The organism is Pseudarthrobacter sp. H2, assembly GCF_050157045.1.
Taxonomy (GTDB): domain Bacteria; phylum Actinomycetota; class Actinomycetes; order Actinomycetales; family Micrococcaceae; genus Arthrobacter.
Map to the genome: position 1 here is coordinate 3,522,177 of NZ_CP189594.1, position 14,166 is coordinate 3,536,342.

Below are 14,166 nucleotides of genomic sequence, written 5' to 3' on the forward strand. Positions count from 1 at the left end.
TTTTCGGGTTCGACGTAAGATGGGACCCGTGACTACGGACAAGACAAAGACCTATGACCTCTCGGCTTCGTTCAAGGCCTACGACGTGCGCGGAATTGTGGGCGATTCCATCACCGCGGAAATCGTCGAAGCCGTCGGTGCAGCCTTCGTGGACGTCCTGGAACTCGCCGGCCAGACCGTGCTGGTGGGCGGCGACATGCGCCCCTCCTCCCCCGAGTTCGGCAAGGCCTTCGCCGATGGTGCGGCCACGCGCGGGGCCAACGTCCAGCTCCTGGACCTGATTTCCACGGACGAGCTCTACTACGCCTGCGGTGCCCTCAATGCAGCGGGCGTCACGTTCACCGCCAGCCACAACCCGGCCGAATACAACGGCATCAAGATGGCCAAGGCCGGCGCGGTGCCGATCTCCTCCGAAACCGGGCTCAAGGAAATCCAGGCCCGCGCCGAGGAGTACCTCAACGCCGGCACCATCCCCGCTGCCGGCACCCGCGGCCTGATCGGCGTGCACGATGTCCTAAAGGGCTATGCGGAGTACCTGCGCAGCCTTGTCGACCTCCGCGGCTCGCGGCCGCTGAAGGTGGTCGTCGACGCCGGCAACGGCATGGCGGGCCTGACCACCCCGGCGGTGCTCGGCGATGCCCTGCTGCCCGGGCTGCCCTTCGAGATCGTCCCGCTGTACTTCGAGCTCGACGGGTCCTTCCCGAGCCACCCCGCCAACCCGCTGGATCCGGCCAACCTGCGCGACCTGCAGGCCGCCGTCCTCGAGCACGGCGCGGACCTCGGCCTGGCATTCGACGGCGACGCCGACCGCTGCTTCGTGATCGACGAGAAGGGCGAGCCGGTCTCGCCGTCGGCCATCACCGGGATGGTGGCCCGCCGCGAGATCGCCCGCGCGCAGGGCCTCGGCGAGGAAACCCCCACCATCATCCACAACCTTCTGACCTCCCGGGCCGTGCCCGAACTCGTCGAACGCCACGGCGGCCGGGCAGTCCGCACCCGGGTGGGACACTCGTTCATCAAGGCGGTGATGGCCGAGGAAGGGGCAGTCTTCGGCGGCGAGCACTCGGCGCACTTCTACTTCCGGGACTTCTGGAACGCGGACACCGGGATGCTGGCGGCCATGCACGTCCTGGCCGCCCTCAGCGAACAGGACGGACCGCTCTCCGAGCTGTGCCGCGAATACGAGCCCTACCTTTCCTCCGGCGAGATCAACTCGGAAATCGAGGACAAGGCCGCGGCCGTGGAACGGGTCCGGGCGGACTTCGAGGGCGAGGACGTCGAGGTGGACCACCTGGACGGCAGCACGTTCATCGCCGCGGACGGCAGCTTCTGGTTCAACCTGCGCCCCTCCAACACCGAGCCGTTCCTCCGCCTGAACGTGGAGGCCACGGACACCGCCACGATGGAACGCGTCCGCGACCGCGTCCTGGCGCTGGTGCGGGGCTAAGGCATGACGGAATCGCCCGCGAACGTCGGCTCCTGGCGCCGTTCGGTGCCGGAGGCCAGCGCCACGGACCTGGAAAACCTGCTCGGCACCGGCGTGGGTGCCGCGCAGGAGCAACTGGAACGCAACGGCGGCTTCCTGCCGTTCGCCCTGGTCGTCCAGAACGACGGCGAGGTCCGGCTCGTGGCCGTGACCCCCGCGGATGCCGCCGAGGGCACGGACGCAGACTTCGATGCGGACGCCATGATCGGCGACCTCAACGAGCTGCTCCGGCAAAACCGGGACGACTTCCGCGCGGCCGCCGTCGTCTGCGACATCACGCTGCTGGAAGAGTCCACCGACGCCATCCACGTGGCCGCCGAGCACCGGGACGGCTCGCTCTTCGCCGCGGTGCTGCCCTATGCCGCAAACCCCGCGACGCATGAGTTGGAGTTCGGCCAGCTCGCCGCGGACACCAACGAGCCCGTCGTCTGGGTGGACTAGACCGGCCGTAAGCTGGTGTCATGAAGATCAACGCCTTCGCGGATGTGAGCCTGCGCGCCATGATGGTGCTCGCCGCCGCACCCGGCGGCAGCCTGCTGACCACCCAGAGCATCGCCGACGCCGTGCGCACACCGTACAACCACGTCAGCAAGGCGATGGCGAAACTGCGGGAACTGGGCATGATCGACGTCGAGCGCGGCCGCACCGGCGGTGCCCGGCTCAGCAGCGCCGGCCGCACCGCCACCGTGGGCCAGCTCCTGCGGCAGCTGGACTCCCGGCCGGACCTGGCCGACTGCGTGGCGGACTCCGGGGCGTGCCCGCTGATCACCGAATGCCGGCTCAGGGCAGCCTTGTCCCGCGCCCGCGAGGCCTTCTACCGCGAACTCGACGACGTCGTCGTCGCCTCACTGCCCACGTCCCGCCAGATGACCCCCGTGTTCCAGGCGATCGGCCTGCGCCCCGGGTTGTGAACCGGGTTGTGAACCGCCTCTGGGCCGGTTCTGGACCGTTTCTGACCTGGTTTCAAACGGCGCCGTACCCCGGTCCGGGATCCGGGCCTCCCCCTCCGCCACGCCCGGGAACACCGGCGATTTGGAAATGTTTTCTACACCCTGTAGAACTTAGGTGTAGATACTCGTATTTCAAATGCAGGTATTCGGCACGGTCCGGTTCCATACCCCGGGCCACTAATCTCAGGAGTCAATATGCTCTCGGACAAGTCCTTCCCCGTCATCGAGGCCACCCTGCCGCTGGTCGGTTCCCGGATCGGGGAGATCACCCCCAAGTTCTATGCGCGCCTCTTCGCCGCGCACCCCGAACTGCTGGACGGGCTCTTCAGCCGCTCCAACCAGCGCAACGGCAACCAGCAGCAGGCCCTGGCCGGAAGCATCGCCGCTTTCGCCACCCACCTGGTGAACAACCCCGACACCCTGCCGGAGACCGTGCTGTCCCGCATCGCCCACCGCCACGCCTCCCTGGGCATCACCGAACCCCAGTACCAGGTGGTCTACGAGCACCTCTTCGCCGCCATCGCCGAGGACCTTGCCGAGGTCATCACCCCCGAGATCGCCGAAGCCTGGACCGAGGTCTACTGGCTGATGGCGGACGCGCTGATCAAGCTCGAAAAGGGCCTCTACGCCGCCCAGGCCAACGGCAGGATGTGGAGCCCCTGGAAGGTCGCCGCCAAGGCCCCCGCCGGCACCGGCTCCATGACCTTCACCCTGGAACCTGCGGACGACACCCCCATCACCCCCGCCCTTCCCGGCCAGTACGTCAGCATCAAGGTCACGCTTCCGGACGGCCTGCGCCAGGTCCGCCAGTACTCACTCTCCGGCGACGCCGGGACCAGCCGCAGCTTCACCACCAAGCTGGACGACGGCGGCGAGGCCTCCCCCGTGCTGCACAACACCGTGGAAATCGGCGACATCCTGGAGATCTCCAACCCCTACGGCGAGATCACGCTCAAGGAGGGCGACGGCCCGGTGGTGCTCGCCTCGGCCGGCATCGGCTGCACCCCCACCGCGTCCATCCTGCGCTCCCTGGCCGAGTCCGGCTCGGGCCGCCAGGTCCTGGTCCTGCACGCGGAAAGCAGCCTGGACAGCTGGGCGCTGCGCGGCCAGATGACGGACGACGTCGAGCGCCTCGAGGGCGCGGACCTCCAGCTCTGGCTTGAACAGCCGCAGGCCGGCGCGAATACGGGCTTCATGTCCCTGCGCGAAGTGGACCTGCCGGCGAACGCCTCGCTGTACCTGTGCGGGCCGCTGCCGTTCATGAAGAACATCCGCAATGAGGCCATCAACGCCGGCATTCCCGCCACGAAGATCCACTACGAGGTCTTCGGCCCGGACATCTGGCTGGCCAACTAGGTCCCCACCGCCTCCCTCGCTTCGCTCCGCTCAGCCAGGGAACCCTCCCCGCTGCCTCCCCAATCTCGCAAGCTCGATTGGGGCCCCTCGGCAGCGTGGGCCCAGGCGGAGGCCCCTGCTAACAACGACGGCGGCCCCGCACCTTTCAGAGGAAAGGTGCGGGGCCGCCGTCGTTGTACCGGCTGGATCAGCTGAGGCGTGCCTTCAGCCCGTCAAGCTCGGACCGCAGCGCCGCCGGAAGGGAATCGCCGAACTGCGCGTACCACTCTTCGATCGAGGCGAGCTCGGTGGCCCACTCGGCCGGGTCAACGCGGACGGCATCCTCAACCTGGGCGGGGGTCATGTCCAGGCCCTTGAGGTCGATCGCGTCAGCGGTGGGGACGAAGCCGATGGGCGTCTCGACGGCGTCGGCCTTGCCTTCGATGCGCTCGATGGCCCACTTCAGGACGCGGGAGTTGTCGCCGAAGCCCGGCCAGGCGAAGCCACCGTCGGCGGTGCGGCGGAACCAGTTCACCAGGAAGATCCTGGGCAGGCGCGCCTGGTTGGCCTTGGCGGACAGGTTGACCCAGTGGTTCAGGTAGTCACCGGCGTCGTAGCCGATGAACGGCAGCATGGCCATCGGGTCGCGCCGCAGCACGCCGACCTGGCCGGCGGCGGCAGCCGTGGTTTCCGAGGAAAGCGTGGAACCCATGAAGACGCCGTTGGACCAGCTACGGGCCTCGGTCACCAGCGGAATGGTGGTCTTGCGGCGTCCGCCGAACAGGATCGCGGACAGTTCCACACCGTCCGGGCTGTAGTACTCCTCGGCCAGCATGTCGATCTGGGAGATCGGCGTGCAGAAGCGGGAGTTCGGGTGGGCTGCAGGCTTGTCCGAATCGGCGGTCCAGGAGTTGCCCTGCCAGTCGGTCAGGTGCGCCGGAACTTCCTCGGTCATGCCTTCCCACCAGACACCGCCATCGTCCGTGAGGGCAACGTTGGTGAAGATGCTGTGGCCCTTGGCAATGGCGCGCATGGCGTTGGGATTGGTGCCCCAGCCAGTCCCGGGAGCGACGCCGAACAGGCCGGCCTCGGGGTTGGTGGCGCGCAGTTCGCCTTCCTTGCCGATCCGCATCCAGGTGATGTCGTCGCCGAGGGTCTCGACCTTCCAGCCTTCAATCGTCGGATCCAGCAGGGCGAGGTTGGTCTTGCCGCACGCGGACGGGAAGGCCGCGGAGACGTAGTACTTCTTCTGCTCCGGCGAGGTGAGCTTGAGGATCAGCATGTGCTCCGCGAGCCAGCCTTCGTCGCGGGCCATCACCGAGGCGATGCGCAGGGCGTAGCACTTCTTGCCCAGCAGGGCGTTGCCGCCGTAGCCGGAGCCGTAGGACCAGATGGAGCGCTCCTCGGGGAAGTGCACGATCCACTTGTCCGGGTTGCACGGCCACGGGACGTCGGCCTGCCCGGGGGCCAGCGGCGCGCCGAGGGAGTGGAGCGCGGGGACGAAGAACGCGTTCGTGGCGGTGATGCGGTCCAGGACCTCGGTGCCGATCTGGGCCATGATGCGCATCGAGGCAACAACGTAGGCGCTGTCGGTGATCTCGACGCCGAACTTGGGATCCTCGGCGTCGAGGTGGCCCATGACGAACGGGATGACGTACATGGTGCGGCCGCGCATGGAGCCTGCGAACAGGCCACGCAGCTTCGCCTTCATGTCTGCCGGGGCCATCCAGTTATTCGTGAAACCGGCGTCATGCTTCTTCTCGGAGCAGATGAAGGTCTGTTCTTCCACGCGGGCAACATCGGCGGGATCCGAGAAAGCCGCGAAGGAGTGGGGGAAGAGCTCCTCGTTCAGCCGGGTCAGCGTGCCCGCTTCAACGAGCTCATCCGTCAGCCTGGTGTTCTCTCCTTCCGTACCGTCAACCCAGTGGATCCGGTCCGGCTGGGTCAGTCCTGCAACCTCTTCAACCCATGCCAGCAGGCCGGCATGTGTGGTGGGTGCTTTCTCAAGCAGCGGCAGTCGAGCCAGATTGCCCATTGCGGTTCCCTTCCTCGGGTTCAGTCGTGTGTCCTAAATGCTAGGTGGCCCAGGGCCCCGCTTTCCGGGCCCGGAGATAGGACGACCACGCGGCGTGGAACCAAAATCCGCGTGAATTCAAGGAACTGCCAGTGCAGAAATGCGCCTCTTTGTGACCAAGGTCACGTAGACCGGTCTAGTCAGCCAGATTACACCTGTTTCGATTTGTAACTCCGGCTTCCCTCGCGTAAAGTAATTCGAGGTTCGGGGAGCGAGAAGTTCCCCAAGAGCCGGGAATGCGCCCATAGCTCAGCTGGATAGAGCGTCTGTCTACGGAACAGAAGGTCAGGGGTTCGAATCCCTTTGGGCGCACAGAGAAGAAGATCCGCACCGGTCCGCCGGTGCGGATCTTCTGTTTTAAGCACAGGGTTTAGGCGCCCGTGTAAATGTCCGGGTCAAGCTCCGGCAACCGCCGATCCCGTTACATCGAAACAGCCTGCGCGATGCGGCCCCGGATCCCGTCGAAGTGCGTGGTGAGCCGCCCGGCGGCCAGCACCTTGTCCGCCGCTGCCACGGCCTCGTAAATTCCCCGGTGCGTTGAGGCCTCCTCCACCAGGTCCACCGTGTCCGTGCCGCCGAGTTCGACGTGGATCCTGCGGTAGACCGTCCAGAAGACCCCCAGCAGGCTGATCAGCAGTTCGTTGTTCAGCGGCTCGAACAGCCGGCGGTGGAACTCGGCGTCGGCCTCCAGGAAATGCTCACCGGCCGCGGCCAGGGTTTCCATCCGGAGCACGGACTCCTCGACGGCGGCGAGCTGTTCCCGCGTGATCTTCTCGATCGCGCCGCCGATCAGCCCGACCTCGAGTGCCTGCCTGACGTCCACCAGCTGCAGGGCCTCCTGCCCGTGGTGCCGCAACGACAACCGGCCCCGGAAGGTGAGCCCGTCGGTGAGGGCATCGAAGTTGCTCGGGGCCACAAACATGCCGAAGCCGTGGCGGATCTCGATCACGCCCAATGCCTGGAGCACCTTGAGTGACTCCCGCAGCGTATTCCGCCCGACGCCGAGCGCAGCGGCAAGCTCATTCTCCGTGGGCAGCGGGTCCCCCGTGTCCAGCTCGCGCTCCAGAATCAGCTCCATGATGTCCGACTGCAGGGCGCGAAGCCGGGCCTGTGCGCTGAACCTCGCCTGCGGCACCGCGCTGGCTGCGGTCATGATGTGTCCCCTCGCCGTTCTGTGTTCCTTACAGTAGCGAAGGTCCCACGTCCTGCACAGGCCGTATCGGGCTGGAGTTCCTGCCGCCTGGACCCGGGGCGCGCCGGACGCGGGCCGGACCAGCCCGGCCGCGGGCCGGACGCAGCCCCGGCGTAGGCTGTTGCCATGACGGCACAGCGTGAGCGTGAATTCGATGTCATCGTGATCGGGGCGGGCGCCGTGGGTGAGAACGTGGCGGAACGCGTGGTCCGCGGCGGACTGACCGCGGTGCTGATTGAGGCTGAACTGGTGGGGGGTGAATGCTCGTACTGGGCCTGCATGCCGTCCAAGGCGCTCCTCCGGCCCGGAACGGCCCTGCATGCCGCCCAGACCGTCCCGGGCGCCACGGAGGCCGTGACCCGGACCCTGGACGCCGCCGCCGTCCTGAAGCGCCGGGACTATTTCACGTCCAACTGGCAGGATGACAGCCAGGTCAAATGGGCCGAGGATGCCGGGATCGAACTGATCCGCGGCCACGGCCGGATCACCGCCCCGCGGAACGTGGAAGTGGCCGGACGGGACGGCAACAGATACCTGCTGTCGGCGCGGCACGCCGTCGTGGTCGCAACAGGTTCCCGCCCGAATGTGCCGCCGATTGACGGGCTGGCGGACCTCAAATTCTGGACCACCCGGGAGGCCACATCAGCCAGGGAGGTCCCCGGGCGGCTGGCCGTGCTCGGCGGCGGCGTGGCCGGCACCGAACTCGCGCAGGCGTACGCACGGCTCGGCGCGGCGGTCACGGTCGTGGCGCGGCACGGGCTGCTCGGCATGTTCCCGGCGGAGGCGGCGGACCTCGTCGCGGCAGGCCTGCGCGCCGACGGCGTCGAACTCTGCCTGCACACTGGAACCCAAAGCGTCCGCGGCGATGCGGACGGGGCCTTCACCCTGACGCTCGACGGCGGCAGCACCGTCACGGCGGACAAACTCCTCGTCGCGGCCGGCCGGCACCCGGCACTGGAGGGGATCGGGCTGGAGAGCGTGGGGCTCGCCGCAGAAGACGGCAAACCGCTGCGGCTCCGGACCGATTCCACCGGACTTGTCGCGGGCGCCGCCGGAAACGCCGCGGCCGCAACAGGCGGCGGGGGGCCCTGGCTCTACGCCGCGGGCGACGCCGCCGGCAAGGTGATGCTGACCCATCAGGGCAAGTACGAGGCCAGGGCCACCGGGGACGCCATCGCCGCCCGGGCCAAGGGCGGGCTGGCCGGCGAGCCCGCCCCGTGGAGCCGCTACGCACAGACGGCCGACGAGCACGCCATTCCGAATGTGGTGTTCACCGACCCGGAACTGGCCAACGTGGGGCGGACCGTGGAACAAGCGGAAAAGGACGGCTTCAAGGTTTCCTCGGTGGAGCTGCCCATCCAGGTGGCCGGATCCTCGCTGCACGCCGAGCATTACGAGGGCTGGGCCCAGCTCGTGATCGATGAGGACCGCAAGGTCCTGCTGGGTGCCACGTTCGCGGGCCCGGACGTGGCCGAACTGCTGCACGCGGCCACCATCGCCGTCGTGGGCGAAGTCCCGCTGGACCGTCTCTGGCACGCGGTGCCGTCCTATCCCACGATCAGCGAAGTGTGGCTCCGGCTGCTCGAGGACTACGGCCTCTGAGCCCGAACGGACACTTGGCGCCCCGAATCCGCTGGTTTTGGGGCCTCAAATGTCCGTTCGCGCCGCCCCCGGCGGGCCTGGATGTCATGCCGCGCTCGTTCTATTTGAACTGACTAGTCAGTTTAGTTAGCCTTGAAGCAGATCATCTCCTGCGAAAGGCCGCTCTTGCTCTCCGTACAACAGCTCCATGTGAAGGGCCGGCGGGACGATCTGCTCCCGCCCACCTCGCTGCAGGCCGGCCGCGGCCGGCTCCTGCTGGTTTCCGGCACCCGCCAGGATCACCGGACTGCCCTGGCCCTGACCCTGAGCGGCCGCATGAAGCCCACCGGCGGGACCGTGGCCTGGGACGGCAGCGCCCGGCTCAAGGACCTCCGTCTGGCGAGCGCCGTCGTGGATGCCCCCGGCGTCAACGATCCCGAGGAGCACCTGAGTGTCCGGGATCTCGTCACGGAAGACCTCGCGTTTATCGCGCGCCGCTACCGTGGCGCGCTGCCCGGCACCGGATGGCTGAGGGCCAACCGCTTCGAGGACATCACCGGGCTGTGGACGGAGCAGCTGCCGGCGGGCCGGCGGATCCGACTGCTGACGGCCCTCGCCCTGGCGGATCCGCGCGTCGACCTCCTCGTAGCCGACTCCCCGGACCGGCACGGCGGGGATCCCGCGGACTGGCTGCCGTGGCTGGAGGAACTGGCGTACGACGCCGGCCGGCCGCTCGCCGTCGTCGCCACCGTCGCCCGCATCCCGCAGGGCTGGACCGGGCACACCGCGGTGATCGGCAACGCGGCTTCCGCTGCCGCAGGGGACCTTCCGCAGGACCCACGGGGAACACCCAAAATACCCGAACCACTCGAAACTGAGGACGCCAAGTGACTGTTCTGCGGCTCGCCCGCTCCGAACTCAAGCGCATGACAGGCGGGCTGCTGCCCAAGCTGACCATCCTGGCCCTGGCCATGGTCCCGCTGCTGTACGGCGCCGTGTACCTTTACGCCAACTGGGATCCGTACGGCAAGCTGAACCAGATCGACGCGGCCCTCGTGGTCCAGGACTCCGGCGCCACGTCCGCCGACGGCACGCGGCTGGAGGCCGGGCGGACAGTGGCCAAGAACCTCGCGGACGGCCATGTCTTCAACTGGCAGACCGTCTCCGACCCCGCGGAAGCGGACCAGGGCGTGCGTTCCGGCAAGTACGCCTTCGCCCTGAAGATCCCGCAGGACTTCTCCGCGAACCTGGTCTCTCCCGGCAGCTTCGATGCCGCCAGCCAGGCCATGCTCAACGTCACCACCAACGACGCGAACAACTACCTGCTGGGCACCATCGTGGACAAGCTCACCACCGCCGTGCACGCCACGGTCGCGACGGAAGTGGGTGAGGAAACCGCCAACCGGCTCCTCACCGGATTCGGCACCATCCACTCCCGGATGCTGAAGGCCGCCGACGGCGCCGGACAGCTGGCCGGCGGGGGCGCCACGCTGCACGACGGCACGGTGACCCTGCACCAGGGCACAGGGGAGCTCAAGAACGGCGCCGCGGAGCTCTATATCGGGCAGCTCCAGCTCCGGGACGGCGCCGCCGCCCTCGACGCCGGGGCGGGCCAGCTCAGCGCCGGCCTGGCCCAGCTCACCGATAAGACCGCCACGCTGCCTGCCGAAACGCAGCGTCTGGCCGACGGCGCCGCGCAGGTGGCCGCGGGCAACGCCGCCCTCAACACCAAGGTCCAGGGCCTCGCCGGACAGCTCGCCGCCTCCGAACAGGCCGCCGGGCAGGCGCGGCGCAGCCTCGTCGTGGCGTCGAACGCCCGGCTGGTCGCGGCCGGGGCCATCACCCCTGCCCAGGCGGATGCGATCCTCGCCGACGTCGACGCCCATCCCGCCCCGGCCACGTCCACGGGCTCCGCGGCCACGCTCACGACGGCGGCGGCCCAGGTCCGGCAGCTGGCGGACGGTTCGGCGGCCGTGAGCGCCGGTGCCGCCACACTGGCGGGCGCCGCGCCGGCCCTGAGTGCCGCCGTCGGACAGGCGTCCGCGGGCGCGGACCGGCTCGCCAGCGGCGCCTCCGCGCTGGCCGCCGGTCAGCAGAACGCGCTGGACGGCGTCGGCAGGCTCGCCGGGGGCGCCCAGCAGCTCGACGACGGCGCGGCGCAGCTTGAGAGCGGGGCCGCCGCGGCGTCCACGGGCGCCCGGACCCTGGCCGATGAACTCGCCAAGGGCGCCGGGGAAATCCCCAACCCCGATGATGCCCAGAAAGGCAGCCTCTCCAAGGTCATGGCGGATCCTGTGGCCGTCAGCAACGTCTCGCAGGCCACCGCGGGTTCCTACGGCGCCGGGCTGGCGCCGTTCTTCCTCCCCCTGGCCCTGTGGATCGGTATCTTCATGCTGGTCCAGGCGATGCGGCCCGTCACGCAGCGGGCGCTGGCGTCCAACGCGGCGTCGTGGAAGATCGCGGCCGGAGGCTGGCTTCCGTTCCTGGCGGTCTCGGCCGTGCAGGCGAGCCTGCTCACCCTCGTGGTGGATGTGGGGCTGGGACTCGATCCCGCCCACCCCGTGCTGATGTGGTTCCTGATGCTGGCAGCGGCAATGGCGTTCAGCGCCATCATCCAAGGCGTCGTGGCACTGCTCGGAACTCCCGGAAAGCTCGTGGTGCTGATCCTGCTGGTGCTACAGCTTGTCTCCTCCGGCGGCACGTTCCCGTGGCAGACGACGCCGGAGCCGCTGCACGTGGTGCACCGGCTCCTGCCCATGGGCCATGTGGTCAGCGGCATGCGGCACCTGATCTATGGCGCCGACCTGGCCACCATCGTGCCCACGGTGCTGGGCCTGGTTGGCTACACTTTGCTGGGACTGGCAATGTCCACCCTTGCCGCCCGGAAGCGCAAGTACTGGACACTCAAGTCCCTGAAACCGGAGATCGCCATATGAGCACGACCCCAATCGGAGGCAGCGCCGCTGCCTCCGGCGAGGCGGACAGGAAACTCCGTCCCGGCCGAACGAACGCCACCAAGCAGAAGCTCTTCGAGGCTTCCATGGTGCTGATCGGCGAGCGCGGCGCGGCGGGTGTCACGGTCGACGAGATTGCGGCCGCCGCGGGGGTTTCCAAGGGCACCGTCTATTACAACTTCGGCAGCAAATCCGACCTCATTGCCCAACTGCTCCGGCACGGCGTGGACATCCTGTTGGCACGGCTCCTGAACGCCAGGGACGAGACCGGAGATCCCCTCACCGCGATGGAGGAGATGGTCGGCCAGGCCATCGACTTCATGGACGAGTATCCGTCCTTCGCCCGGCTGTGGGTCAGCGAAAACTGGCGGACGCCGAGCGAATGGCAGGACACCTTCACGGAGCTCCGCGGGCGGCTCCTTGCCGTGATTGGAGCCGCGATCGAGGGCGTGGCGGCCGTCTACCCCGTGGATCCGGCCGTTTCGCGGGGCAGCCTGGAAACGGCTGTTTTCGGGGCCTGCTTCGTGGTGGGCCTGGACCGCCAGACGTACAATCCCGAGCGGACCCGGGAACAGAGCGTCGCCGCAATCATGGCCTCCATGCGCGGCTATGTGGTGAAGCGGCCCCCTGTCGGGGATGATTATTCACATGCGTCACATGGGTAACAGCGGCAGGATTGCCATCGGAGCGATGCTCGCCGCCCTGGCGCTGCTGGTGCTGACAGGCATCACGCTCCACGAGACGGTGTTCGTGTGGTTCCTCGCCGTCTGCGCCGCGGCCTACGTCGCGTGTGTGGCGGAGCTGCTGATCCGCCGGAGGCACAAGACCCTGGCCGCGGCCGGGCTCGGCAGCATCCTCTTCATTGCCTTCGGCATCGCATTCCTGCGGCAGTGGGGGCTCGCCTTCAATCCCGATCCCGATGCCTTGTCGACCCGTGTCGATGCCGATCATCCCGACCTGTATTTCTACCTCGCGGCGGTGTCCGGCGCGGCCACCCTGCTGCTGCTGTTCGCCGGGACAGTGCTGCCCGGCCGGGGCAAAGGCCAGCGCTCCGGCTACGCGTCGCGCCGGCGTCCGGGCTCCCGCCCTGCAGCCCGGGGTCCGGCGAGGAGGCCCGCCTCCGGCCCCGGCTCCTCCCGGGCGTCCGCACCGCGGGGAGCCACTACGCGGGCGTCCAGGCCATCGGCCGCCGGGCCGTCGGCGCCGAGGCCAGCTGCCCCCGCCGCGAAGCGTCCGACGTCGTCGGCATCGAAACCATCGGCAGCCAAACCCGTCGCGAAGTCACCAGCCAAACCGGCTGCCAAGTCCCCCGCCCGGACGGCAGCCAGGGCCACCGGCCGCCGCTGAGCGCGCGGTCAGAGATTCCGCGGCCGGTCGCCCCGGTTCTGATCGTCCCCCGGGTTGTGGGTGGTGCCGCCGCCGGCGGCGTTTTCCCGCGCGGTACGGTCCCGGCGCAGTTGCTCGCCGGCGTCGTCGTTGCGGGTCTCGCCGCGGGTCTGTCCTCCGCTGGTGTTGCCTTCGTCTGTTCGGTCGTCCCCGTGTTCGGCGGTGACCACGTCCGGATCCAGTTCATCGGCTTTCCGCAGCTGCTCCTGTGACCCGGCCCGGGCGCTCTCGGCCTCCTGCTGGCGGCCGAGGGCTTCTTTACGCAGCCGCTGCGCGTCAACTTCAGCCTGCTTGGCGTCCGCCTCGGCGCGTGCCGCCTTCGCCTCGCCCTCCCTGGCAGTGAACTCGTCCGCCTTGGCACTTTCCCGGATTTCCGCGGCCTTGTTCCGGTTCGCCGTCACTTTGCGCTTGCGGTTGAGGAAGATTGCTACCGCAACGATCGCCAGCACCACGACAATGCCGACGATGATCCCTACGAGCTGCCCTGAATCCACGACGATCCGCCTCTTCTCTCAGTCGAAACAACCACAGGTGTATTCAGGACCAGTAAAGCGCAGAATCGGGCGCATGACTATGGATTCCGGCACCGGCCAGCGGCAGGAAGGCGCTATTTGGCCCGGGGTACCTTGAACCGCGTCAGCCGGGCGTCCTGGCCATCCAGCTCAGCCCAGGGCTTTTCCGTCTCCATGACGGTCAGGGCGCTGGTGGGATACCGGGTGGCAGCATCCATGTAGGCATCATGGTTGGAATTGCGGGACGCCAGGTGCATGGCCAGGTCCTGCACTCCCGGCATGTGCGAGATCACCATGAGCGTGGTGACGGTATCCGGGACATGGTTGATGACGGTCAGCATCCGCTGCGCCGAGGCGGCGTAAAGGCCGTCCTCAAGCTTCGGCGTCGGGGCCTTGTCTCCGAGTTCGCTGCACACCCAGGTACAGGTCTGTCGGGTGCGGAGCGCGCTGGAGCAGAGGATGAAGTCCGGTACCACGTCGTGTTTGAGCAGCCATTTGCCGGCCATCGGGGCGTCCCGGTGGCCGCGCTCTTCGAGCGGCCTGTCGTGATCCGCGACGCCGCCGGGCCAGTCGGCCTTGGCATGCCTCATGATCACCAGCCGTCTGATGTGATGCGCGCTCATGGCCCAATCCTAGTGCGGAGCCCGTTCCCTTGAGCGCGCCTCACTGCGGCGGCCGGCCAGTGGCTGGTTCAGT

Annotated in this window: 13 protein-coding genes and 1 tRNA gene; 10 read left to right on the forward strand and 4 right to left on the reverse strand. The window is 68.4% G+C overall.

Annotation, left to right across the window (positions count from 1 at the left end):
- Positions 1–19 precede the first annotated feature (19 nt).
- The 4 genes from ACQCSZ_RS16370 (at position 20) to ACQCSZ_RS16385 (ending at position 3,792) form a co-directional block, all read left to right on the forward strand.
- Positions 20–1,447 carry a phosphomannomutase/phosphoglucomutase gene (locus ACQCSZ_RS16370; protein ID WP_427004766.1) on the forward strand — a complete coding sequence of 476 codons (1,428 nt, stop codon included), beginning with the start codon at positions 20–22 and terminating at the stop codon, positions 1,445–1,447.
- 3 nt (positions 1,448–1,450) lie between these two features.
- Positions 1,451–1,927, forward strand: coding sequence for a hypothetical protein (locus ACQCSZ_RS16375; RefSeq protein WP_427004767.1), 477 nt, complete (start codon positions 1,451–1,453; stop codon positions 1,925–1,927).
- A 20-nt stretch (positions 1,928–1,947) separates the two neighbouring features.
- On the forward strand, positions 1,948–2,397 hold the full coding sequence (locus tag ACQCSZ_RS16380) for an RrF2 family transcriptional regulator (protein ID WP_427004768.1): 450 nt from the start codon (positions 1,948–1,950) through the stop codon (positions 2,395–2,397).
- A gap of 234 nt (positions 2,398–2,631) precedes the next feature.
- Entirely contained in the window at positions 2,632–3,792 is a 1,161-nt protein-coding gene (locus tag ACQCSZ_RS16385) for a globin domain-containing protein (protein ID WP_427004769.1), read from the forward strand.
- A 187-nt stretch (positions 3,793–3,979) separates the two neighbouring features.
- Here the strand turns inward: ACQCSZ_RS16385 and ACQCSZ_RS16390 are convergent, their stop codons facing one another.
- Complete coding sequence (locus tag ACQCSZ_RS16390; RefSeq protein ID WP_427004770.1) at positions 3,980–5,806, reverse strand: phosphoenolpyruvate carboxykinase (GTP); 1,827 nt, start codon at positions 5,804–5,806, stop codon at positions 3,980–3,982.
- 277 nt (positions 5,807–6,083) lie between these two features.
- Between ACQCSZ_RS16390 and ACQCSZ_RS16395 the strand changes: the two genes are divergently transcribed.
- Positions 6,084–6,157, forward strand: a tRNA-Arg gene (locus tag ACQCSZ_RS16395).
- Positions 6,158–6,266: 109 nt separating this feature from the next.
- Here ACQCSZ_RS16395 and ACQCSZ_RS16400 read toward each other — a convergent pair.
- The gene (locus ACQCSZ_RS16400; protein WP_427004771.1) at positions 6,267–6,998 is read right to left on the reverse strand and encodes a FadR/GntR family transcriptional regulator; all 732 of its coding nucleotides are present in this window, start codon (positions 6,996–6,998) and stop codon (positions 6,267–6,269) included.
- 165 nt (positions 6,999–7,163) lie between these two features.
- On the opposite strand from ACQCSZ_RS16400, the gene ACQCSZ_RS16405 reads away from it, so the two are divergent.
- The 5 genes from ACQCSZ_RS16405 to ACQCSZ_RS16425 all read left to right on the forward strand — a co-directional run bounded on the left by ACQCSZ_RS16405 (position 7,164) and on the right by ACQCSZ_RS16425 (position 12,919).
- Positions 7,164–8,639 (forward strand): dihydrolipoyl dehydrogenase family protein, encoded by a 1,476-nt coding sequence (locus ACQCSZ_RS16405; protein ID WP_427004772.1) that lies wholly within the window; start codon positions 7,164–7,166, stop codon positions 8,637–8,639.
- A gap of 165 nt (positions 8,640–8,804) precedes the next feature.
- Positions 8,805–9,509: an ABC transporter ATP-binding protein gene (locus ACQCSZ_RS16410; RefSeq protein ID WP_427004773.1), complete on the forward strand. Its 705-nt coding sequence runs from the start codon at positions 8,805–8,807 to the stop codon at positions 9,507–9,509.
- Complete coding sequence (locus ACQCSZ_RS16415) at positions 9,506–11,554, forward strand: YhgE/Pip family protein (protein WP_427004774.1); 2,049 nt, start codon at positions 9,506–9,508, stop codon at positions 11,552–11,554. The genes ACQCSZ_RS16410 and ACQCSZ_RS16415 overlap by 4 nt, the downstream gene beginning before the upstream one ends.
- A complete protein-coding gene (locus ACQCSZ_RS16420; RefSeq protein ID WP_427004775.1) occupies positions 11,551–12,237 on the forward strand; it encodes a TetR/AcrR family transcriptional regulator in 687 nt (228 codons plus the stop codon). The genes ACQCSZ_RS16415 and ACQCSZ_RS16420 overlap by 4 nt, the downstream gene beginning before the upstream one ends.
- Positions 12,230–12,919, forward strand: a complete 690-nt coding sequence (locus ACQCSZ_RS16425) for a hypothetical protein (RefSeq protein WP_427004776.1) — start codon at positions 12,230–12,232, stop codon at positions 12,917–12,919. Before ACQCSZ_RS16420 ends, ACQCSZ_RS16425 begins: the two co-directional genes overlap by 8 nt.
- An 8-nt stretch (positions 12,920–12,927) precedes the next feature.
- Here the strand turns inward: ACQCSZ_RS16425 and ACQCSZ_RS16430 are convergent, their stop codons facing one another.
- Together ACQCSZ_RS16430 and ACQCSZ_RS16435 are read right to left on the reverse strand one after the other, a co-directional pair.
- Positions 12,928–13,452 (reverse strand): hypothetical protein, encoded by a 525-nt coding sequence (locus ACQCSZ_RS16430; RefSeq protein WP_427004777.1) that lies wholly within the window; start codon positions 13,450–13,452, stop codon positions 12,928–12,930.
- A 113-nt stretch (positions 13,453–13,565) separates the two neighbouring features.
- Positions 13,566–14,093 (reverse strand): SixA phosphatase family protein, encoded by a 528-nt coding sequence (locus ACQCSZ_RS16435; protein ID WP_427004778.1) that lies wholly within the window; start codon positions 14,091–14,093, stop codon positions 13,566–13,568.
- Positions 14,094–14,166: the final 73 nt, after the last annotated feature.